This is a genomic window from Brevibacterium epidermidis NBRC 14811, assembly GCF_001570805.1.
Lineage (GTDB): Bacteria > Actinomycetota > Actinomycetes > Actinomycetales > Brevibacteriaceae > Brevibacterium > Brevibacterium epidermidis.
Genome location: NZ_BCSJ01000013.1, coordinates 343548 through 365409 on the forward strand (window position 1 = coordinate 343548; position 21862 = coordinate 365409).

The window sequence follows — 21862 nt, forward strand, 5'->3', positions numbered from 1 at the left end:
TCCTCACTTCTCCTTTTCGCTGAGGCCGGCGTCGATTCCGCCGGTGGATCCGAATCCCCCGGCGCCGCGGGCGCTGTCATCAAGGGATTCGACGATGTCGAAGTCGGCGTGGGCTATCTTTTGGATCACGAGTTGGGCGATGCGGTCGCCGCGGACGACACGCAGCGGGGTCTTCGCATCGAGGTTGATGAGCGGCACCTTGATTTCACCGCGATATCCGGCGTCGATGGTGCCGGGTGCGTTGACGACGGTGACGCCGTGCTTGCTCGACAGACCCGAACGGGGGTGTACGAAGGCCGCATACCCTTCAGGCAGGGCGATCGCGATTCCGGTCGGCACGACGCGGCGTTCGAAGGGTTCGAGGACGAAGTCGATCGTCGAGCGCAGGTCTGCCCCGGCGTCGCTCGCATGCGCGTAGTCGGGGGCGCTCATGCCCGCGTCGAGGAGCTGAAGGTTGATCTTCACGGTTTCCGTCACAAAGATGCACTCTAACGCTCCAGCCTGAGCGTGGCCAAACTTTTCGCTATGGGACAATGGGCCCATGGCAACAACTCAATCCGGAACCCATGTGGTCTACCAGGAGAAGGTCCGCCCCTCGGTCGGCATGTGGATCCTCGTCGTGGTGGCCGCTCTGTCGACGGCACTCATGGTCGCACCCGTGTGGACGCTCGGCACCATCATCCTTCCCATCGTCAGCTTCATCCTCTTCGCCTGGTGGCTGACCTCGCTGACGCTGACGATCATCGTCACCGAACGTCAGCTGTTTGTGGGAGAAGCTCATATCGACCGCAAGTTCGTTCCGAGCGCGGAAGCCTTCGACGGCGAAGAGGCCCGTCAGGCCCGCGGCGTCGATCTCGATGCTCGCGCCTTCCTCAAGATCCGCCCGTGGGCGAAATCCGTCGTCCGCATCCACCTCAACGATGAATCGGATCCCACCCCGTACTGGCTCGTGTCGTCACGACACCCCCACAAACTAGCCGCCGCCCTCAACGCTTAAACCCCTAATTACTACCTGACGGGGGCCCAGCAACCTCGCGCGAGGTTGCTGGGCCCCCGTCAGGTAGCAGGGAGAGAAAAGAAAAACGGACCGCGCCCCATTCCAGGGCGCGGTCCGTTTTTGCGAAGAGAAGCGATTCAGCCTGCACAATCGGTGCAGATGGGGATTCCGCCTTCTTCGGTCGCAAGCTGCGAACGATGACGGACCAGGAAGCACTCCATGCAGGTGAACTCGTCGTTCTGCTTGGGCAGGACCCGAACGGAGAGCTCTTCGTTCGAAAGATCCGCACCGGGAAGTTCGAAGCCTTCGGCTACTGCAGTCTCGTCTTCGTCAATCTTGCTCGCCTGAGCCTGGGAACGCTGGGCCTTGAGCTGCTCGATCGAATCGCTTTTGATCTCATCGTCTTGCTTGCGAGGTGCGTCGTAATCTGTTGCCATATGGCCTCATCGCTCTCTGTCCGGAGGGGGTGCCGAAGAGGAGCATACTCTCCTCTTCCGAGATGTGTCCCCAGCATTGTGCACTGTATGCTTGCCGTTGGCAAGATGGAATGAACACCTGATGCGGTGATTCTCGTCACCAGCTTGTCTGCATGTACTGAGCACACATAGAGTTCACGAAGAGCTCTGCAAGAATGCTTGTGATGGACAGCACCGACAGCACAGCCTGTCGGTAGATTACCGGGTTCGTCCCCTGTGGATGCGGCCCGAGGAAGGACGGATCCACAATGAGTGAATTCGCTGATCAGCTCGACACCCGAATCGATGATGTCCGTCATCGCATTCACGAGGCCCGGTCTGCCGGTGATGATTTCCTCGTCGAGAATCTCATCGACGACCTTCAGAATCTGATGGAACTGGCCGGCCGCAACGATGTCGACACCGGCCCTATCGCCGAGGTGATCCAGGCCGAGACGGGTGCCCTGCCGGTCATCCCGAGCCCCGAGGATCTCTGAGAGATCACACAGAGAAGAACCCTCCCCCACCGAATCGGTGAGGGAGGGTTCTTTCGTCTCCGAGGCTCAGTTCGCGACGGCCCAGTTCACAAGTGCCTCAGTTCGCGACGGCCCAGTTCGGATAGGTCGCACGTTCGATGCGACCGCGGCAGCAGTCGATGCTGCAGGCGCCGCTGCCGGGCACGAGCGCCTTGGTTCCGGTAATCGCCGGCGCGTCGACATCATCTCCGCGCAGCTGAGCGGCACGTTCCTCGACGAGGTCGACGAGGCCCTTGACGAAGGCGTCGTGAGTGCCGACGGTGGCCACCCGGGTGAAGTCGAGACCGAGCTCTCCGGCGGTCTCCTTCGCCTCGGTGTCGAGGTCGAAGGCGACCTCCATATGGTCGGAGATGAAGCCGATGGGCACGAGCACAACACCTGTCACACCATCCTCGGCGAGTTCGGTCATCCGGTCGTTGACATCGGGTTCGAGCCACGGCACCTCGGGCGAACCCGAGCGCGAGCAGTAGACGAGCTCTGCCGGAACACGAACGGCCTCATCGATGCGCCCCATGAGGTGATCGATGAGCTCTTCGTGCTGGGCACGGTAGCCGTTGGTGGACACCTCCGAGGCGTCCTGCATGACGTTCGGAATCGAGTGCGTGACGAAGAGGATCCGGTGCTTGGCCGAGTCGATCTGTCCGACTTTGGACCGGAAGTCCGCGAGGCCCTTGTTCAGGCAGTCTGCGCAGGCGTCGGCGTATCCGGGGTGGTTGTAGAACTGGCGGATCTTGTCGATCGAGACCGTGAGGCCCTCGTCCTTGAGCGTGTCGATCGTCTTCGCGAAGTCCTCACGGTACTGACGGCACGACGAGTAAGAGGAGTAAGCGGAGGTATCGATCGAGAGGAACTGCGTGGCACCATTCTTGGCCAGACTGCGGACCTCATCGGTGAGATAGGGATCCCAGTTGCGGTTGCCCCAGATCAGCGGAGTGTCGATTCCGCGGCGATCGAGTTCGGCACGCAGCGCGGCCAGCAGAGCCTTGTTCTGATCATTGATCGGAGACTTGCCTCCGAAGCCGAAATAGTGCTCCCCCACCTCCTCGAGCCGCTCCTCGGGAATCCCGCGGCCGGCGGTGACGTTGCGGAGGAATGGAACCACTTCTTCTGGGGCCTCCGGTCCGCCGAATGACATGAGGACCAGGGCGTCGATGGGTGCAGTCGTATTCACGGTTTCGATCTTACAGACTGCACCTCAGCACGGCCCGCTGTCCGCACAGTGAGCCGTGCCCACTCACGGAGCAGACACCTGCCGGGCAGGACACACGATCCCATGTCCGGGCGCACGGTCCCCTGCCGCGAATATTCGTGTCCGGTCTCACAGATTCGACCCACCGATCGCTGATCCGGCCCGTGATTTCGCGACTCGCGCGGAAATCTGCCCGGCACGACGCGCCGAACGTGACACGATGCTTCTGAGACGCGACAAAGGAGCTTAAGGCAATGCGTGAACTGATCTTGAACGGAGTCAACGCAGACGGCACCCATCTGCTGTTGAACGACGAGAACGGGCTTCAGTACCGAGTCGTCCTCGATGAGGCTCTCATCGCCGCGGTCCGCAGGGACCGCTCCCAGCCCAAGTCCGAGACTCCCGTGCGTCCGAAAGAGATCCAGGCCATGATCCGCGGCGGTATGGACGCCGAGGAGGTCGTGGCCTCCACCGGTGCCGATATCGAGTATGTGCGCACCTATGAAGGTCCGGCGATGGCCGAACGCGAACGCACCGCCTACCTCGCCAGCCGTCACCCCATCTACTCCGATCACGATCCCAACGGCGAGCCGACTCCGCTCATCGAGCTTTGCCAGGAACGCCTGGCAATGCGCGATGTCGACATCGAAACGATGGAGTGGGATTCCTGGAAGCAGCAGGACGGCAACTGGTACATCCAGCTCAGCTTCACTGCCGCCGACCGTGTCCGCACCGCCAGCTGGCACTACTACCGCCGTTCGCTCACCCCGATCGACGATGAGGCCAAATGGCTCGCCGATTCCGGCCCCACCGACACCGGACCGATCCCGAACTACGGCAGCGGTGCCGAACGTCAGCGGAACACCGAGGAGGTCGACGTCCTCCCCCGTACCGATCAGTCGTCCGCGTCGATCGCCTCGGACGGACCCGTCCGCCCCACCGCCGGTTCGGCTCCGTCGCAGCAGGCCCGCGATCACCAGGCCGAGACCGGCCGGATCCTGGAGAACCTGCGCAAGCGTCGCCACACCGAGGAGGAGCCGCGGACCCGTCTGCGTGCAGTCACCGAGGATCCTGAGACTCACCCGCAGGGTGCGCATACCGCTCCCGGTCAGCCCGAAGCCGCTACCGATGACGAAGTATTCGCCTTCGAGGATGCGGCGCCGTCCGGTGAGGAGCCGCAGGAGCCGACAGAGAAGGTCGGTGTGTTCGACGATGAGAATCAGCTCTCGCTGCTCAATGAGCCCGGTGTGAGCGATCACGCCGATCAGTTCAAGGACTCGGCTCCGGCGAAGGAATCGAAGCCCAAGTCGAAGAAGAATTCGCGCGCCTCGATCCCGAGCTGGGACGAGATCATGTTCGGTTCGAAGCGGGACTGACCTCAGACTCTTGAGGCTTCGGCCTCGGGAACCCGTGTACCGAGGTCGACGACCTCATCGCCGTCCGTGATGAGTCGCCGGTCGTGTGTGACCATGACGACCGTGCGGTCGCGCAGACTCCCGCGCAGATCGTCAATGAGCGCTCGTGCCGTCTCATCGTCCAAGTGCGCCGTCGGTTCGTCGAGGACGATCACATCGGCCCCGGTCAGCAGGGTTCTGGCCACTGCCAAACGCTGTCGCTGACCGCCGGAGATCTCCGTACCGTGGTCGCCGACCCAGCGGTCGAGTCCCCCGGCGTCGGCCCAATCGCTCAGTCCTGCAGCTCTCAGTGCGGAAAACATCTCGTCGTCTCCGGGAACAGATCGCTGCGCGAGTGCGAGATTGCCGCGCACCGTGGAGCGGAAGACGTGTGCTTCCTGAGGGCACCAGGCGATTCTGCCGACCAGGTCCTCGGGTGAGCGTGTGAGCATATCGTGGTCTGTTCCGTTCCGATCGCGGGCGCGGTAGCTGCCGGACCAGGGGTCGAGGAAACGCAGGAGCACACTCAGACTCGTTGTTTTGCCGGTTCCGCTGTCGCCGCACAGCACGGCCCATCCGCCGCGTTCGGTTCTCAGGTCGAGTCCTGACACGACAGCCTGGTCGTCCCATCCGACAGTGATCTTGTCGAATTCGAGGGCATCGACTCCGACGAGTTCGTCTGTGGGCGCCGACAACGCCGACGCCTCGGCGTCTGAGTCCACCGCACCGTCCGGATCGGGCAGGCAGTCCAGAGCCGTGCCCAGTCCGGGCAACTGACGGAATGCTTCGAGCGCCGAGGCGAACACCTCGCCCAGTCCCAATGCCATGAGGGAGAGGACGGCAACGATCTCGGTCGGAGCCCCCGAGGAGGCCGCCAAGATCACTGCGGTGGTGAACGTGCTCAGCTGCAGCCACAGTTGGGCAAGCCCGAAATTGCGAGCAGACGCCTTCTGCTTCGCCTCGAGATCGGACTCCAGTCCGGCCACCAGACCGAGGACCCTGGATTCGACCCGGTTCGTGCGCAGATCGTCCTTCGCATGCAGAGCGCGAGTGAGCACGGACAGAATCCGATTGCGGTCTTCTCTGATTCCAGATGCAAGGCGGCTCTCCGCCCGGATGACGAGGATCGGGACGATGACGAGGTTGACGGCTCCCAGAAGGATGAACCACCCCAGGGAACTCACGTCGAGGAGCGCCGCGGTGATGCTCACGCCGATGACGACCAAGGCGGAGACGAGCGGTGGGAACAGAGTCCGGGGCACGAGGTCACGGACGTCATCGGCATCGGCGACCATGGCGCGCAGTGCCGAGTCCGAGGTCAGCAGCCGCCGATCGCTCATGCCGACGCGTTCGAAGTGCTCCCACAGCCGGGTCCGCAGTCGCGTGAGTGCGGCGAAGATCGCGGAGTGGAGCTTCAGTCGGCTGGCATAGAGCAGCACGGACCGGCTGAGTCCGAAGAAGCGCACACCGACGATGGCGACCATGAGCAGCATGATCGGCGGTTGGTATGAGGCTTCGACGATGAGCCATGCGGAGACCGCGGTCAGGGCGATGGCCGCGAGACTCGACGCACATGCGGTGAGAGCGGCCAGCAGCATGGTCGGGGTGAACAGCGGAAGGCTCGAGTTCAGAATCGACCAGCGACGACGCAGCGTCGCCGTCCCGGACTCGCCATGAGTCCGCTGCTTCTCGACGTCCGACCTGTCCTCAGCCATCGGAAGCGTGACAGTTTCGTCTCCGGAACTCGTCCGTTCATCCGCTGAGGAAGATTCGTCCCACGAATTCACGGCAGGAGCCTCGGCGTTGCCGGTCCGGCCCCGATCCGCCGTCGCCATCGCGTTCGCCGTCGTAGTCGCCGTCGCAGCCGCAGCCGCAGTCACGGTCGACGCCATTGCTTTCGCCCTCTCGGCCGCTGAGATCCGGGTCTTCTCCGGGCGGATCTCAGTGTCGGCCAGGGCACGGACCCGTTCGTCATGGCTGGCGAGGATCACCCGGTGGGTGGCGGCCGCCTCGGCGATCAGATTGATGACGATGTCGGCATTGTCCTCATCGAGGTGGGCGGTCGGCTCGTCGAGGACGAGCACATCGGCACCGTCGCCGAGGCGGTGCTGCACACGCACGAGTGCCAGTCGACGCTGCTGGCCGGGGCTGAGCGCCGCCGTCTGTACCCGAAGATCAGTGGGCAGTCCAGCCGCCGACAGAGCTGTCCGCGCGCGATCATCATCGAGACCGAAGAGGTTCAGTTCCGCACCGATGGTCTCGGCGAACATGCGTGGGGCCTGCGGCACATAGGCCGCGGTCAACGGATCGGCGGTGGTGTGCGCATCTGCCGGCAGACTGCCGACGAGCGCACCGAGCACAGTTGTCTTGCCCGTGCCCGATCTGCCGCTGATCGTCGTCACGCCCGGCCCGGCGTCGATGGTCCCCGACCAAGTGATGAGCGTGCCGTCGGTATAGAGCACTCGCTGCTCTCCCGGCCGGCCGGAGATGTCGAACGCGGGCTCCGCCGCCTGTGTCTCCGACACCAGCGACCGGGCTCTCTCCCGGGCTTCGCGTCCGTTCTCGCTCGCATGGTAACCGGCTCCGAGTTCCCGCAGGGGGATGAAGCATTCAGGTGCGATGAGCAGCACCAACAGGCCATCGCCCAGATCCATCGTTCCGTTGACCAAGCGCAGACCGATGACCACGGCGACGAGTGCCACCGAGATCGTGGCGATGAGTTCGAGGGCCAGGCTGGAGAGGAACGCGATGCGCAGAGTCGCCAGGTTCGCCTGATGGTAGCGCTCCCCCAGTTCCCGCAGACGGCGCGCATGATCGCGTGAACGGCCGAGGCCGATGAGGACGGGAAGCCCCTCAGCGAGTTCGGCCAGGTGATCGGAGAGTCGTTCCAGAGCCGCCATAGTCTCCGAGGTCGACTCTGCCGTATAGCGGCCGATGAGCACCATGAACATCGGCACCAGCGGCAGGCACACCGCGATGATGACCGCAGAGAGGACATCGCTGAAGACGATGCGCACGAGCAGCACGATGGGCACCACTGCAGCCGCGGTCAGAGCCGGAACCACGGTGGTGAAGTAGTCGTCGAGGTCGTCGATTCCACGGGTGACCGTGACCGCCGCATTCGTCCGCGGGCGTCCCCGACCGCGCAGAAGTCCGGAAAGGATCGAGAGCCGCAGACCTCGTTTCGATTCGGCGGCCAGCCGTGTGCCCAGACTGCGGTCGAGCCAGAGACCGCCGCCGCGCAGCAGCGCGCCGAGGACTCCGAGGACCACCCACAGTCCGGGCGCGCTGTGGTCGATGATGGCCCTGACCAGGGCTTCCGCGATGAGGACGATTCCCACCGCCCGGCACAGGGCGGAGAGCACGGACAGTGCCAGCCCCCTCCGACCGGTCGGCAGTTCGAGCAGGATCGACAGAGGCGAGCTCACGAATGGATCGCCACCGGCAGTCTGTGCGCTTCGGGGATGTGGGTCTCGGCGATGCGACCGAGGAACATCCGGTAGCTGAAGATCTGGTAGGCGATGATGATCGGCAGGATGATGATCGTCACGATGAGCATGACGTTCAAGGTGTAGTCCGATGAGGATGCCGCATCGATCGTCAGCGAGTTCGCCGGGTCGATCGTCGACGGCAGCACGTTCGGGAAGGCTCCGGCGAAGACCGCGACCAGTCCTGCGATGAGGAAGATCCCGTGCAGGATGAATGCGCGCTTCTCTGCACCGGCCCGGACAGCGAAGAACGCGATGATGAGCGCGGCAACCGCAACGAGCACCGGGATGACGAGCCAGATCCGCTGGGTGATCGAGTAGGCGAACCAGATGAGGAACGGAATCGCGGCCGGCAGCATGATCCGACCGGCCCAGTGCCGTGACCGTGCACGGACCTCACCCTGGGTCTTGAGACCGAGGTAGATGAGCCCGTGGGCCAGGGAGAAGCCGAGTCCGCCGAGGCCGCCGACGAGTGCGGGCCAGGACATCCAGGCGAAAGGTCCGCCGACCATATCGCCGTGGCCGTTGAGCGGCAGCCCGATGGTCGTCAGTGCGAGCAGCGCACCGATGCAGAACGCGGTTCCGGCCGATCCCACGGCCAGCGCCCAGGTCCAGAAGGACTTCCACCGCTCCGAGTGGCCCTTGCCGCGGTATTCGATGGCCACCGCGCGGAAGATCAGCGCGAGCAGGCAGATGGTCAGTGGAATGTAGAGCGCGGAGAACAGTGAGGCGTACCAGTGCGGGAAGGCGGCGAACATCGCTCCGGCGGCGGTGATCAGCCAGACTTCGTTGCCCTCCCAGACCGGACCGATCGAGTTGAGCAGAACGCGCTTGCTGCGTTCGCTGCGGCTGAGGAACGGCATCATCATGCCCACACCGAGGTCGAAGCCGTCGAGGAACAGGTATCCCATCCAGAGCACGACGATGAGGACGAACCAGATAGTGGCGAGGATTTCCATCGTGACCTTCCCTCAGTACGCGAACGACAGGACGTCGTCGCCGTTGTCGGTGATCGTGGGCTTGGTATTCGTCTGGTCGAGTTCGGGCATCGCCGAGGCGACTCCCCCCTTGACGTACTTCGTGATCAATCGCAGTTCGACGACCATGAGAATTCCGTAGACGGAGGCGAGGCTGATCAGGGAGAACAGAAGCATTCCCGGTGTCACCTCGGGAGACAGTGCCGCCTGCGTGTACATGAACACACCGTCGAGCTGTGCCGGGTTCGGTGCGACGACGAAGGGCTGGCGTCCCATCTCGGTGAAGATCCATCCGGCCGAGTTCGCGAGGAACGGCGCCGTGATGGCCAGGACGAAACCGCGGCTGAGCCATTTCGACTCGGGCACCGTGCCCTTGCGGGCCAGCCACAGTCCGATCAGGCAGACTCCGGCGGCCAGTGCGCCGAAGCCGATCATCATGCGGAAGCCCCAGTAGGTGACGATCATGATCGGCTGGTAGTCGACCGGTTCACCGGCGTGTTCGCCGTACCGCGGGTCGTCGGGGATATGGGTGCCGTAGCGCTCCTGGTATTCGGGCAGCAGAGTCGTCACTCCGTGGACCGGGGTGTCGAAGTCGCCGTTGGCCAGGAACGACAGGAGACCGGGGATCTCGAAGATGTTCTGGACTCCGTCGCAGTCGTTCGACGAGGGGTCGGCGATCGTGAGTACGGAGAACTGTGTGCCGTCGTGGCAGGCCGCCTCGGCGGAGGCCATCTTCATGGGCTGCTGTTCGAACATCAGCTTGGACTGGATATCGCCGGTGATCGAGACGCCAGCGAAGGCGAGGACGCCGACGATGGCGCCGATGCGCAGGGTCTTGATCCACACAGCGTGGTCCGTCTTGTCCCGTCCGGGGAGCTCCTTCGACGCACCGACGATGACTTTTCCGTCAGTGCCGACGCTGTCAATTCCGGCCTTGCGTCGGTGATAGAGGTGGTACCACGAGATGCCGAGGAGGAAGGAACCGCCGACTGCCAGGGCGCCGAAGATCGTGTGGGTGAAGGCGGCGATGGCGGTGTTGTTGCCGAGCACCGCCCAGACGTCGGTCATCACGGGCCTGCCGTCGACCATTTCGACGCCGACGGGGTGCTGCATCCAGGAGTTCGCGACGATGATGAAGTAGGCCGAGAGCCACGTGCCGATGACGGCCAGCCACAGCGAGCCGAGGTGGACCGCTCGGGGAAGTCGGCCCCAGCCGAAGATCCACAGGCCGAGGAACGTCGATTCGAGGAAGAAGGCCAGCAGGGCTTCCAGTGCCAAGGGAGCGCCGAAGACGTCGCCGACGAAACGGGAGTATTCGCTCCATGCCATTCCGAACTGGAATTCCTGGACCAGACCGGTGGCCACGCCCATGATGAAGTTGATGAGGAAGAGCTTGCCGAAGAACTTCGTGGCCCGCAGATACACCTCGTTGCCGGTGCGATGGTAGATCGTCTGCAGGATCGCCACGAGCATGCCGAGTCCCAGGGTCAACGGCACCATCCAGAAGTGGTAGACCGTTGTGATTCCGAATTGCCACCGTCCGATGAGGACTGGGTCCAGTTCCATGGGCGCTCCATTCAGGTTTCACACGAGCAGTATTTCTACGCCACGTAGAATTTTACAGTGCGTAGAAGTGCCGTCTTTGCGGTTTCATCATTCGAGACTCCCGGTTCCAAGTATGCGCTCGAACCGGGACGCCTGACCAGGGTCGGCGCTGTGTCGAAGCTCGAGTGTCCGTGTGGAATTCGACAGCCTGTAGAGATATACTGGTGCGATCAGACCGACAAAGAAATTGAGGGCGTAAGAACTGTGGGAACACTGGGTGAACTCGAACGCAGCGTCATGGACGCCATCTGGGTCCACGACGACGGGTTGAGCGCCGCCGAGCTCCGCGAGGTCCTTTCGGACCGCGAGCTTGCGCTGACAACCGTCCATACTGTCCTGTCTCGACTCGAGAAGAAGGGCTTCGTCACTCGCGATCGCAGCATCCGCCCGCACCGCTATATCGCGGTCTCGACCCGTGAAGATCACGTGGCGGAGCTGATGACCGAGATGCTGTCTCAGGCACCGGATCGTCAGGCTGTCCTCGCTCGCTTCCTCGGCACTGTCTCGGAAGCCGATACCAAGGCGCTGCGCAATCTGCTCGGGCGCAATCACTCGACGCAGTCCTGACCCAGGCCGGTCACCTCAATGACCATCGTGGGAATCATCCTGGCCGTGCTGGCTTTTCTGCTGGCATGGCCTATTCCTGCTGCACTCGCCCGTTTCCGCGGTGATCCCATCTCCGAAGTCGTCCTCTGGCAGGCCGTCGGACTCTCCGGAGGACTGTCCCTCATCGGCGCCGCACTCGCATTCGCCGTAGCCCCGGGAACGACGAGTCTTCCCCAGGGACTCTTCGATCTCATCCGGGGCAGGGACCACACTCAGCTGTCCCTCCTGGCGTGGATCTTCCTCATCATCGCCGTGCTCCTCATCGTTCGGCTGCTCGGCTGTCTCGTCCTGACGTTCTATTCGGCACGGAAGACCCGCCTGCGCCACGACGAGATCCTGCATCTGCTCAGCGAACCGTCGAGCGCCTACCCCGACACTCGAATCATCACCACCGACGAAGCCGTCGCCTACTGTCTGCCCAAAGGACCACGGAAGGGCACCGCAGTCCTGTCGACGGGTCTGCTCAAAGCCCTCGACGAGGATGAGCGCACCGCCGTCATCGCCCATGAGCGGGCACATCTGGATTTCCGGCACGATGTGCTCGTCATCCCCTTTGCCGCATGGCATCGGGCCCTGCCCTACTTCTCGGCCACGGCGATCGGGTTGAACTCGGTGAACCGACTCATCGAGCTCATGGCCGACGATCAGGCGCGCGACCATGTCGATCCCAAGATCCTGGCACAGGCAGTGAGTTCGGCCGCGGCGATCAGTCCCGAACACCGCAGCGATCTGTCCGCTCTGCGCATCCAGCGTCTGTCACATCCCTTGGATCCTGCCCGGATCCCCGTGCGGCTGATGTCGATCGGACTGGCCGTTCTGCTTCTGCTCCTCCCGACCCTGCTCATCGTCACACCGTCCGCATTCGGCATCTGAGCCCGGGCCGATGACCGGCCCGGGCTCAGATGAGGTAGTGCTGACTCAGATCAGCTGATGCTGATTCAGTCGTCGATCTCAGCTGTCAATGCGTTCGGCATCGAGGACGGCGGCGCCGGAGACGATGAACTCCTTGCGCGGTCCCACCGATGATCCCATGAGGAGTTCGAAGGTGTTCTCCGCCATCTCGGCGTCGGCCATCGTCACCCGCCGCAGGGTACGCATGCTCGGGTCCATGGTGGTCTCGGCCAGCTGGTCGGCATCCATCTCGCCGAGGCCCTTGTACCGCTGGATGGGTTCCTTGTAGGTCTTCTTCTGCTTCTCGAGCTTCTTCAGCAGAGCGTGGAGCTCGGCTTCGGTGTAGGTGTAGATGACGTCGTTGGGCGTTCCGCGCTTCGTCACGACCTCCACACGGTGCAGCGGAGGCACCGCGGCGAAGACGCGACCGGCCTCGACCAGCGGCTTCATATACCGGAAGAACAGCGTCAGAAGCAGAGTGCGGATATGGGCACCGTCGACATCGGCATCGGTCATGATGATCACTCGTCCGTAGCGGGCGGCATCGATATCGAAGCTGCGGCCGGAGCCCGCGCCGATGACCTGGATGAGCGCCGAGCATTCGACGTTGGCGAGCATGTCCGACAGAGTCGCCTTCTGCACGTTGAGGATCTTCCCGCGGATGGGGAACAGCGCCTGGTGGTCGGAGTTGCGGGCTGCCTTCGCCGTGCCCATCGCCGAGTCGCCCTCGACGATGAACAGCTCCGTGTTCTCCACCCCGTTGTCGCGGCAGTCGTAGAGCTTCGCCGGCAGTGAGGAGGCCTCCAACGCGGTCTTGCGCCGCTGGTTCTCCTTGTGAGTGCGGGCAGAGATGCGCGACTTCATCTCGGCCACGACCTTCTCCATGAGCACCGCGGCTTGCTGCTTCTCGGCACGCTTGGTCGACGCCAGCACTTCGCCGAACTGAGACTCGACGGTCTTCGCCACGATCTGTCGCACCGCCGCGGTGCCGAGGACTTCCTTGGTCTGCCCCTCGAATTGGGGTTCGGTCAGCTGCACGGTGACGACGGCAGTCATGCCGGCGAGCACATCGTCCTTCTCGAGTTTGTCCTTGCCGACCTTGAGCTTGCGTGCGTTGGCGTCGACGGCCTTGCGCATCGCCTTCAGGCAGGCCTGTTCGAACCCGGCGAGGTGTGTGCCGCCCTGTGGTGTTGCGACCACGTTGACGAAGGACTTCAGCTTCGTGTCATAGCCGGTCCCCCAGCGCAGAGCAATATCGACGCCGACCTCACGTTCGACTTCCTTGGACTCGAGGTGACCCGAGGAGTTGAGCACCGGGACGGTCTCCTTGAAGGTGCCGGTGTTCTGGAGTCGCCAGGTATCGGTGATCGGCGGGTCGATGGAGAGGTGGTCGACGAATTCGGTGATTCCGCCGTCGAACTTGAAGACCTCTTCGCGCTCCTCGATGACGGCGCCTGTCTCGTCACGAGCGACACCACGCCGGTCGACGATGCGCAGCTCGAGGCCGGGCACGAGGAAGGCAGTCTGACGGGCACGTTCGACCAGATGCTGGTAGTCGAACTGGGCCTTGGCGAGGAAGATCTGCGGATCGGCCCAGTACTGGACTCGGGTGCCGGTCGCACCGCGCTTGGCCTTACCGACGATGTCCAAGCCGGTCGGTTCCTGGAAAGCCTCGAAGGGATTGTCGGGGCTCGGGGTGCCGGAGGAGTCGTCGAAGCGTCCAGGCACACCACGGCGGAAGGACATCTTATGCACCTTCGATCCGCGGGTAACCTCGACGTCGAGGCGAGCGGACAGAGCGTTGACGACCGAAGCGCCGACGCCGTGCAGGCCGCCGGACGCTGCGTAGGAGGAACCGCCGAACTTGCCGCCGGCGTGCAGCTTGGTCATGACGACCTCGACGCCGGTCAGACCGGTCTTCGGCTCGATGTCGACGGGGATGCCGCGGCCCTTGTCGGTGACGGCGACCGATCCGTCGGCGGCGAGTTCGATGAGGATCTCGGATCCATATCCTCCGAGGGCCTCGTCGACGCTGTTGTCGATGACTTCCCACAGACAGTGCATGAGACCACGGGAATCGGTCGTGCCGATGTACATGCCGGGTCGCTTGCGAACCGCTTCAAGACCGGACAGGACGGACAGATGCCTGGCGCCGTAGCTTTCGTCTTCCACACATTTCCTCTCGTTCGATTAAATTCTAATCGCTGCGCGCTCAGGACCCTATTCCCTGCGGCTCGTGTCGGGAATCCATCCGGGCGAACTCGACTATGTGTACCCCGTACCTGAAACAATGGAGCCATGCGTCATCGCCTCCTCGTACCCAGCCTCCTCGCTTCTGCCACACTCTGCCTGCCCGGACTGGCGGCTTGCTCCCAGGGCTCGGACTCATCCGGACCGACAACACAGGCGGCCGAGACCACCGGCCAGTCCCCCTCTGCCGACAAAGGCGCGGACGGTGGGGAGGACGCGAAGTCGGGGACCGCCTCGGCGAAGGCGGACGATAAGGACCTGGAGGGGAAGGTCATTGCGGTCGACCCCGGACACAATGGCGGCAATGCGAAGCATCCGGGCGAGATCAACCGGCAGGTGCCGGACGGTCGCGGCGGGACGAAGGCCTGCAACACCACGGGCACGTCGACGAACTCCGACTATCCGGAAGCCGATTTCACGTGGGCGGTGGCGAAGAAGCTGGAGAAGTCGCTGACCGAGGCGGGAGCAGAAGTCGTGCTCAGCCGCAAGGACAACAAGGGAGTGGGACCGTGCGTGGACGAGCGCGGGACGTTCGCCGACGACGCAGACCTGCTCGTGAGCATCCACGCGAACGGCAGCGAATCGAGTTCGGTGAAGGGCTACCACGTCATCGTCGCCGACCCCGGCGAGGACGAGAAGACAGAGAAGGCCTCCGTGGACCTGGCGAAGTCTGTGGGCACTTCGATGGGTGAGGAGTTCACTCCGAACAAGGCCTACGGGAAGGACGCGATCAGCCGGCGACCGGACCTTGCCGGTCTGAACAATGCTTCGGTTCCCGCCGTCATCGTCGAATGCGGAGAGATGCGCAATCCGTCCGAAGCGGAGCTCATGGAGTCGAAGTCCGGGCAGAAGAAATACGCCGACGCCCTGTTCGACGGCATCGTCGACTGGTTCTGAACCGTGAATGCCGAACGCCCCTGGGGAAGTTCCCAGGGGCGTTCTCTCATCTCACCTCGAGCCGACCTCGAGACGAGACTCAGTCGAGGTAGTCGCGCAGCACCTGCGAGCGGGACGGGTGGCGCAGCTTGGCCATCGTCTTCGACTCGATCTGACGGATGCGCTCACGCGTGACTCCGTAGACCTTGCCGATCTCGTCGAGGGTCTTCGGCTGACCGTCGTTGAGTCCGAAGCGCATGGACACCACTCCGGCTTCACGCTCGGAGAGCGTGTCGAGCACGGAGTGCAGCTGCTCCTGGAGGAGGGTGAAGCTCACCGAGTCCGAGGGCACAACGGCTTCGGAGTCCTCGATGAGGTCGCCGAACTCCGAGTCGCCGTCTTCACCCAGCGGGGTGTGCAGCGAGATGGGCTCGCGGCCGTACTTCTGGACCTCGACGACACGCTCGGGTGTCATGTCGAGTTCCTTCGCGAGCTCTTCCGGAGTCGGTTCGCGACCGAGGTCCTGCAGCATCTGGCGCTGCACACGGGCGAGCTTGTTGATGACCTCGACCATGTGCACCGGGATACGGATCGTGCGAGCCTGGTCGGCCATCGCACGGGTGATCGCCTGGCGGATCCACCACGTGGCATAGGTCGAGAACTTGAAGCCCTTCGTGTAGTCGAACTTCTCCACGGCGCGGATGAGGCCGAGGTTGCCTTCCTGGATGAGATCGAGGAAGAGCATTCCGCGGCCGGTGTAGCGCTTGGCCAGGGACACGACGAGTCGGAGGTTGGCCTCCAACAGGTGGTTCTTCGCGATGCGACCGTCGTGGATGATCCACTTGTAGTCCATCGTTTCTCGAGGATCGGTCACCTCTCCGCCGTTGAGCAGGTGCTCGGCGTACATGCCGGCCTCGATGCGCTTGGCGAGGTCGACTTCCTCGGCGGCGTTGAGCAGCGCCACCTTGCCGATCTGCTTGAGGTAGTCCTTGACGGGGTCAGCGGTCGCACCAGCGGAGACGACCTGCTGGGCAGGTGCATCCTCTTCGTCGGCGTCGGAGACGATGAAGCCACCGGCCTCGGCCACGGCGGCGTTCTTCTGCTTCTCCTCCGAGTTCTTCGTCTCGGTCGCCTCGGCGGGGCTCTCCTCTGTGGCCAGAGCGTCCGCTGCCGGTTCGACCTCCTCGGTGGTGTCGATATCGTCGTCGGCCTTCTTCGCCTTGGTCGCCTTCTTGGCTTCCTTGGCGGCGGTGGCCTTCGTCGTGGTCTTCTTCGGAGCAGCGGTCGACTTCGCTGCGGTGGTCGACTTCGCGGCGGTCGTCTTAGCGGCGGTCGTCTTGGTGGCCGTCGTCTTCTTCGCAGCAGTCGTCTTCTTCGACGCAGCCGTCTCGGTCTTTGCGGCGGTCGACTTCGCGGTCGCTGCCTTCTTGGCTCCGGCAGCGGTCGTCTTCTTCGCAGTGGACTTCGACGCCGCAGTGGTCTTGGTTCCACCGGTCGAGGTCTTGCCGGCCGTTCCCTCCGACTTCTCCGTCACCGTTGTGGATTCCTTGTCGACTCTGGGCACGTGTTCACCTTTCGCGAGCGTTGAAACTTCCCCATGCATTCGGACAGTACTAAGACCCAAGTCAAGTGGTCCGCGTACGGTCCGGGGCGAACGCACAGTTCGCCCATCGTGCAATGACTGGGTCAACGCTTAATTTTCTCACGTTATTCCCCGCTTTGCGAATCGGCCGACCAAGGCTCCGGAACGATGCTGTCGGCCAGTGCAGAAGAACAAAGGGACTTGCAGAATTGTTCCCCTTCGTCTTCCCCTATTGATTTCACCTCGCCTCCCCGCATCACTTTCACCTCGCCGAGGCGGTCGACCGTCCCAGCCGATCCGATCAGATGCTCGAACGCTGCGTCTCTGTCAGCCAGCGAGGCAGGCATCCCATGTTGACAGCGCTGACGATGAGTTCGGCAAGTCCGTGTTCGGCTTCGAGTTCGATGGCGGCGCGCGCGTAGTTCAGTGCCATCGTCGACCCGCCCAGCGACCATTCGAACCATGCGATGACGGCATAGGTGTTGGCTCTCGCCTGCGGGTGGCCAGCCTGCAGGTAGTCCTTGAGCAGGGCGATGGTGACCAGAAGGTCTCGCGGTCGCGGGGCACGCGATGAGAGCCCGACGAGCTGCTGAGCGGCCCGGGCTTGGGAGACGATGCGGCGGCTCATGGTGCAGAGTTCGTTACCGTCGAGTCCCCTGACCAGGGAGGGCGGGAAGTCAGGGTGATCGAAGCTGAGGATCATTTCGAGGGCGTCGCGTGACCAGAGCTCGACGAGCAGGGTGTCGAAGGCCATGACGGTCGGCAGGTCCATCAGGTCATGGATGCGCGCCTCATCGATGGCTTCCTCTTCGTGCCGCATCGCCTCCAGTCGCGGGTACACGTCGGCGAGGATCGCGAACGCCTCGTCCGTGCCCATCCACTCCTCGGCATGTCCGCGACGGCTGTCGGCGAAAGCCTCGGCAGGCATCGGGGAGATGACGAGATCCTCGGGGTCAGCGACGGGGTTGGATCCTCCGGCGACGAGTTCCGTGGCACACGCCGAGGTGGTTGCTTCGATCAGCGGGGTGCAGTCGTAGCCGTCCTCGTCGATGCGACCGAAGTGGTCCTGGTTGACCCACCACGCGCTGAGAGTGTCGACGCTCCTGGCGGCGAAGGTCATCGCCAGTTCATCGATCGCCGCCCGGATGAGACCACGATGGACCTCGGCATATTCGGCATCGGCACCGGAGCCGAAGGCACTGACCGGCTGATAGTCATCATCGTAGAGAACGAGGAAGACCCCGGTCACCGTACAGGCGCGCATGATGAGGTCGGCATACCAGCCGCCGCCTTCGGACAATGTCTGCGCCGCGCTCTCCCTGTCGAAGTCGATGCGCATCGTCGTCGAACTGGTCTGGGCCCCGTTGTTCTCCGTGCCGACGACGACGGCGACGAGGCTGCGCCGCGGGGTGTACCCGAGAGTGTGAGGGATGATCCCGATGATGTCCTCGGGTGTGCTGGCCGGTGTCTTCACTGTGTCCTCCTTGATCGGATCGGAACCGACCGATTGAGGCGGCCCCTGTGGCTGAGGTGGGGCCCGCTCCTCAAGAGGGCCTCTTGTCTCGGTCTCACTCCAACCGATTCCGGAGCCGTTCCTCCAGACCTCGGTTCGTGCCTGTGGACGGACCAAACCGGTCCACAGCGCAGCAGTGGACGAGTCACTGCCGTCGTCCCCACGAGAATTCAACCGAATTGCCTCAATCGCCTCACTGACATACAAGTGAGGGGTGGCGAAGAGACGGATATACACAGCCCCTGGTTCTCAAGTGGTCGACATCTCGACAGGAGAAGCCCGGTTGGAGAAGCTTGATGGTGAGGCCGATTCCTATGTGCTCCACGTAAACGGGGTCCCCTCCTCGTCGATCACTCTCAGCGATCCGCAGCGTCTGGACTTCGAATACCTCGACTGGATGCGCCGCATCATCGACGTCGAACTCCCCGACCGGACTCTGCGAGTCGCGCACATCGGTGCCGCCGGCTGTGCGCTGGCCCGGGCCCTGGACTCGGCACGACCGGGGTCGAAGCAGACGGCGATCGACATCGATGGCAAGCTGCTCGACTTCGCCCGCGACTGGTTCGACCTGCCTCGCTCCCCCGCCCTGGCCTTGCGTGCCGGCGACGGAGCCGTCGAGATCGGCAAGTTCCGACCCGATACCCTCGACGTCCTCGTCCGGGATGCCTTCGACCACGACTCGGTTCCCGCCGCCTTGCAGACGTCCGAGTTCTTCGCCTCCTGCGCCGAGGCGGTCAAGGACTCCGGAATCTATGTCGCCAATGTGCCTGACACCGGCGACCACCACGTCCTCCGGTCCGAACTGCGCAGCCTCGGCGAACATTTCGCCCATCTTGCCGCCGCCACGGAACCGGCGATCCTCAAAGGACGTCGACGCGGCAATGTCGTGGTCCTCGCCTCCAACACTCCGCTCGATGAAGTCGGTCTCGATCGCAATCTGCGCACCGCCGCCTCCTCGGCGACCTTCCTGTCCGGAGCGAATCTGCGTTCCCGCTTGGGTCTCTGACTTTCGCGCCAACTGGGAACTCTGCCCCTGGACCCAAGGACTTGCCCGGGTCTCTCATCCGCGCGCCTGCTCGCGCTCCTTCCTGGGGCCCAAATCCGCGAATGTAACCGCACTCGGCGGGAATGTGAGGTACGCCCCGGTCCGAAATGACGTTGTGACTACAGACGCCGGGGAAAGTTCGGCATAATTGAATGCCGACCCAAGAAGGTGAGATGACCGAAACTTCAGAAATTCGTGTCGAGCAGACCAAGCTCGACGAGCTCTATACCCGCCTCGATGAGCTCCGGGAGGAGACGACAGCCCGGCTGGGCACGGTGAGGATCTCCGAGGTCGGAGGCAATCACCAGCACCGCACCGAACGCGATGCCTTCGCGACGCTGTACGAAGATCAGCTCATCCGTCTCGACGGCGCCGAGGAGGGACTGTGCTTCGGTCGCCTCGACATCGTCGACGAAGACGACCCCACGTATATCGGCCGCATCGGTCTCACCGACGAACAGCGCCAGCAGATCCTCATCGACTGGAGGGCACCCGCCGCGGAACGCTTCTACCAGTCGACGGCCGCCAATCCCGACGGAATCGCCCGCCGCCGTCACCTCGTCACCGCGAACCGGAAGGTCACCGGAATCGAAGACGATGTGCTCGACATCGACGCACTCGATGACTCACAGCGGTCGAACCTGCAGGGCGAAGGCGCCCTGCTCGCGGCGCTGACCACTCATCGCACCGGTCGGATGGGCGATATCGTCGCGACCATCCAAGCCGAACAGGATGCGATCATCCGCCGGCCGCTCTCCGGCGTCCTCGTCGTCCAGGGCGGACCGGGCACCGGCAAGACCGCCGTCGCCCTCCACCGCGCTGCCTTCCTGCTCTACCGTCACCGGGAGCGCATCGCGAAATCCGGTGTCCTCCTCGTTGGCCCGTCGACGGTGTTCCTCAAGTACATCGAGAAGGTCCTGCCCAGCCTCGGCGAGACCGGGGCCGTCCTGCTCACCCCGGGTCGGCTGTACCCGGGACTCGACACGGACGCCACGGATACACCGGCGGTCGCCGAGATCAAGGGCCGTTCCGTCATGGCTCGTGTGCTGAAGAACCATATTGCGAACTACCAGCGCATCCCCGACCAGGATGTCGAGATGCGGGTGCGTTCGCACAACATCGTGCTCCGTCGCCGGGACGTCCAGTCCGCGCGTGATCGGGCTCGTCGCAGCGGAGATCCGCACAATGCAGCGCGCACCGGTTTCGTCACCGGTCTGCTGAAGATCCTCGCCGAGGATCTCGCCCGTGAGATGGGTATGGACGCGGCCGGAGAGCGACTGCCCGAGCTGCTCGAGGATCTGCGTTCCTCCGTCGACGTGCGTCGTGCCCTCAACCTCGCGTGGTTCCCCATCGGCCCTGCCGCCGCTCTGCGTTCTCTGTTGGGCAAGCCTCACAAGCTGCAGGCCGCCGCTCGCAAGCTCCTCTCTCCTGCCGAGCAGTCGATTCTGCTCGAGCAGCGTCGGGACGAGTTCACGGTCGACGATGTGCCGCTGCTCGACGAGCTCGCCGAACTTCTCGGGTCCGCTCCCCAGCAGACCCAGGCTCGGGACGAATCGGCACGCGAATATGCCGAAGCCGTCGTCGATATGACCGAGACCGGCGGAATGGTCTCCGCCGAGACGCTTGCGGCCCGCTGGGAGGAGCAGGGGCCGGCGATGACCTTGGCCGAACGCGCCCTCGAGGATCGGGAGTGGACGTACGGCCACCTCGTCGTCGATGAGGCGCAGGAGCTCTCCCCCATGCAGTGGCGGGTCCTCTTCCGTCGCGTGCCGTCGAAGTCGGCCACCGTCGTCGGCGACCTCGCACAGTCTTCGCAGGTCGACAATGCCCGCACCTGGTCTTCGATCCTCTCCGAATTCGTCGGCGACCGTTTCGCCCTCCAGGTGCTCACGGTCTCCTACCGCACCCCGCAGTCGGTGATGGATCTGGCCAACCGCTACCTGCATCGGCATTTCCCGCAACTCGAACTCGTCGAGTCGGTTCGCCAGGGAGGATCGGATCCGCAGCTGGATTCCTTCGCCGACGAATCCGAAATGCTGGCCGCTCTCCCCGAGACTGTCGCGGCCGAGGTGTCCGCAGCCGCAGGCGGGAAGATCGCAGTCATCGCTGATGAGGAGCTCATCGAGCCCATCGCCAAGGCGGTCGCGGACTTCGATTTCGGACGTTCGGTCACGGGCTTGGATCATCAGATCGCCCTCATCACCCCGCAGCAGGCCAAAGGCCTCGAGTTCGATGCAGTGGTCATCGTCGAACCCGGCCGCATCGCCCCGCTCGGCAGCGAGGAGGGCGTCGGCGGTCTCTATGTGGCGCTGACCCGCACGACGGAACGTCTGCGCGTCTTGGCATCCGTGTCCACAGAGCTGACCGAACTCTTCTCCGCAGAGGCAGTCCGCCAAGCCGGCTGAAACCCTCCCTTTTTACTACCTGACGGCGGCCCAGCAACCTCGCGCGAGGTTGC

The 21862-nt window shown here is 63.8% G+C and carries 17 protein-coding genes; 8 read left to right on the top strand and 9 right to left on the bottom strand.

What is annotated here, in order from left to right; genetic code table 11:
- Window positions 1–3 precede the first annotated feature (3 nt).
- The gene (dut, locus tag BEP01S_RS10665; RefSeq protein WP_241897343.1) at window positions 4–477 is read right to left on the bottom strand and encodes a dUTP diphosphatase; all 474 of its coding nucleotides are present in this window, start codon (window positions 475–477) and stop codon (window positions 4–6) included.
- Between the two features lie 64 nt (window positions 478–541).
- Here dut and BEP01S_RS10670 point away from each other — a divergent pair, with 64 nt between their 5' ends.
- Window positions 542–997 carry a DUF3093 domain-containing protein gene (locus BEP01S_RS10670; protein WP_039209057.1) on the top strand — a complete coding sequence of 152 codons (456 nt, stop codon included), beginning with the start codon at window positions 542–544 and terminating at the stop codon, window positions 995–997.
- Between the two features lie 137 nt (window positions 998–1134).
- Here the strand turns inward: BEP01S_RS10670 and BEP01S_RS10675 are convergent, their stop codons facing one another.
- On the bottom strand, window positions 1135–1434 hold the full coding sequence (locus BEP01S_RS10675; RefSeq protein ID WP_039210296.1) for a DUF4193 domain-containing protein: 300 nt from the start codon (window positions 1432–1434) through the stop codon (window positions 1135–1137).
- Between the two features lie 287 nt (window positions 1435–1721).
- On the opposite strand from BEP01S_RS10675, the gene BEP01S_RS10680 reads away from it, so the two are divergent.
- Window positions 1722–1949, top strand: coding sequence for a hypothetical protein (locus tag BEP01S_RS10680; protein WP_039210298.1), 228 nt, complete (start codon window positions 1722–1724; stop codon window positions 1947–1949).
- Between the two features lie 97 nt (window positions 1950–2046).
- On the opposite strand, the gene BEP01S_RS10685 is transcribed toward BEP01S_RS10680, so the two are convergent.
- The gene (locus tag BEP01S_RS10685; protein ID WP_083532656.1) at window positions 2047–3159 is read right to left on the bottom strand and encodes a ferrochelatase; all 1113 of its coding nucleotides are present in this window, start codon (window positions 3157–3159) and stop codon (window positions 2047–2049) included.
- Window positions 3160–3431: 272 nt separating this feature from the next.
- Here BEP01S_RS10685 and sepH point away from each other — a divergent pair, with 272 nt between their 5' ends.
- Window positions 3432–4553 carry a septation protein SepH gene (sepH, locus tag BEP01S_RS10690; protein ID WP_052240022.1) on the top strand — a complete coding sequence of 374 codons (1122 nt, stop codon included), beginning with the start codon at window positions 3432–3434 and terminating at the stop codon, window positions 4551–4553.
- Window positions 4554–4555: 2 nt separating this feature from the next.
- Here sepH and cydC read toward each other — a convergent pair whose 3' ends face one another.
- The 3 genes from cydC to BEP01S_RS10705 are packed head-to-tail and all read right to left on the bottom strand — an operon-like array spanning window position 4556 to window position 10596.
- Window positions 4556–7999, bottom strand: a complete 3444-nt coding sequence (gene cydC, locus BEP01S_RS10695) for a thiol reductant ABC exporter subunit CydC (protein WP_062242983.1) — start codon at window positions 7997–7999, stop codon at window positions 4556–4558.
- On the bottom strand, window positions 7996–9018 hold the full coding sequence (gene cydB / locus BEP01S_RS10700) for a cytochrome d ubiquinol oxidase subunit II (protein WP_062242986.1): 1023 nt from the start codon (window positions 9016–9018) through the stop codon (window positions 7996–7998). The genes cydC and cydB overlap by 4 nt, the downstream gene beginning before the upstream one ends.
- A gap of 12 nt (window positions 9019–9030) precedes the next feature.
- The gene (locus BEP01S_RS10705; RefSeq protein WP_062243061.1) at window positions 9031–10596 is read right to left on the bottom strand and encodes a cytochrome ubiquinol oxidase subunit I; all 1566 of its coding nucleotides are present in this window, start codon (window positions 10594–10596) and stop codon (window positions 9031–9033) included.
- Between the two features lie 249 nt (window positions 10597–10845).
- Between BEP01S_RS10705 and BEP01S_RS10710 the strand changes: the two genes are divergently transcribed.
- On the top strand, window positions 10846–11208 hold the full coding sequence (locus BEP01S_RS10710) for a BlaI/MecI/CopY family transcriptional regulator (RefSeq protein ID WP_039210305.1): 363 nt from the start codon (window positions 10846–10848) through the stop codon (window positions 11206–11208).
- A gap of 18 nt (window positions 11209–11226) precedes the next feature.
- Window positions 11227–12120, top strand: coding sequence for a M56 family metallopeptidase (locus tag BEP01S_RS10715; RefSeq protein WP_062242989.1), 894 nt, complete (start codon window positions 11227–11229; stop codon window positions 12118–12120).
- A 78-nt stretch (window positions 12121–12198) separates the two neighbouring features.
- On the opposite strand, the gene BEP01S_RS10720 is transcribed toward BEP01S_RS10715, so the two are convergent.
- Window positions 12199–14310 carry a DNA gyrase/topoisomerase IV subunit B gene (locus BEP01S_RS10720; protein WP_062242991.1) on the bottom strand — a complete coding sequence of 704 codons (2112 nt, stop codon included), beginning with the start codon at window positions 14308–14310 and terminating at the stop codon, window positions 12199–12201.
- A 126-nt stretch (window positions 14311–14436) separates the two neighbouring features.
- On the opposite strand from BEP01S_RS10720, the gene BEP01S_RS10725 reads away from it, so the two are divergent.
- On the top strand, window positions 14437–15285 hold the full coding sequence (locus BEP01S_RS10725) for an N-acetylmuramoyl-L-alanine amidase (RefSeq protein ID WP_062242994.1): 849 nt from the start codon (window positions 14437–14439) through the stop codon (window positions 15283–15285).
- A 79-nt stretch (window positions 15286–15364) separates the two neighbouring features.
- Here BEP01S_RS10725 and BEP01S_RS10730 read toward each other — a convergent pair whose 3' ends face one another.
- On the bottom strand, window positions 15365–16828 hold the full coding sequence (locus BEP01S_RS10730; protein WP_373277908.1) for an RNA polymerase sigma factor: 1464 nt from the start codon (window positions 16826–16828) through the stop codon (window positions 15365–15367).
- A 319-nt stretch (window positions 16829–17147) separates the two neighbouring features.
- Window positions 17148–18320 (bottom strand): DUF4192 family protein, encoded by a 1173-nt coding sequence (locus BEP01S_RS10735; protein WP_062242999.1) that lies wholly within the window; start codon window positions 18318–18320, stop codon window positions 17148–17150.
- Between the two features lie 322 nt (window positions 18321–18642).
- Between BEP01S_RS10735 and BEP01S_RS10740 the strand changes: the two genes are divergently transcribed.
- Together BEP01S_RS10740 and BEP01S_RS10745 are read left to right on the top strand one after the other, a co-directional pair.
- On the top strand, window positions 18643–19365 hold the full coding sequence (locus BEP01S_RS10740) for a spermidine synthase (RefSeq protein ID WP_244882192.1): 723 nt from the start codon (window positions 18643–18645) through the stop codon (window positions 19363–19365).
- Window positions 19366–19577: 212 nt separating this feature from the next.
- Entirely contained in the window at window positions 19578–21809 is a 2232-nt protein-coding gene (locus BEP01S_RS10745) for a HelD family protein (protein WP_062243005.1), read from the top strand.
- Window positions 21810–21862 lie beyond the last annotated feature (53 nt).

Excerpts from the sequence above, each read along its gene's own strand:
- cydB (WP_062242986.1), bottom strand. The coding sequence starts at position 9,018 with ATGGAAATCCTCGCCACTATCTGGTTCGTCCTCATCGTCGTGCTCTGG.
- BEP01S_RS10680 (WP_039210298.1), top strand. The coding sequence starts at position 1,722 with ATGAGTGAATTCGCTGATCAGCTCGACACCCGAATCGATGATGTCCGT.
- sepH (WP_052240022.1), top strand. The coding sequence starts at position 3,432 with ATGCGTGAACTGATCTTGAACGGAGTCAACGCAGACGGCACCCATCTG.
- BEP01S_RS10715 (WP_062242989.1), top strand. The coding sequence starts at position 11,227 with ATGACCATCGTGGGAATCATCCTGGCCGTGCTGGCTTTTCTGCTGGCA.
- BEP01S_RS10725 (WP_062242994.1), top strand. The coding sequence starts at position 14,437 with ATGCGTCATCGCCTCCTCGTACCCAGCCTCCTCGCTTCTGCCACACTC.
- BEP01S_RS10745 (WP_062243005.1), top strand. The coding sequence starts at position 19,578 with ATGACCGAAACTTCAGAAATTCGTGTCGAGCAGACCAAGCTCGACGAG.
- BEP01S_RS10670 (WP_039209057.1), top strand. The coding sequence starts at position 542 with ATGGCAACAACTCAATCCGGAACCCATGTGGTCTACCAGGAGAAGGTC.
- BEP01S_RS10675 (WP_039210296.1), bottom strand. The coding sequence starts at position 1,434 with ATGGCAACAGATTACGACGCACCTCGCAAGCAAGACGATGAGATCAAA.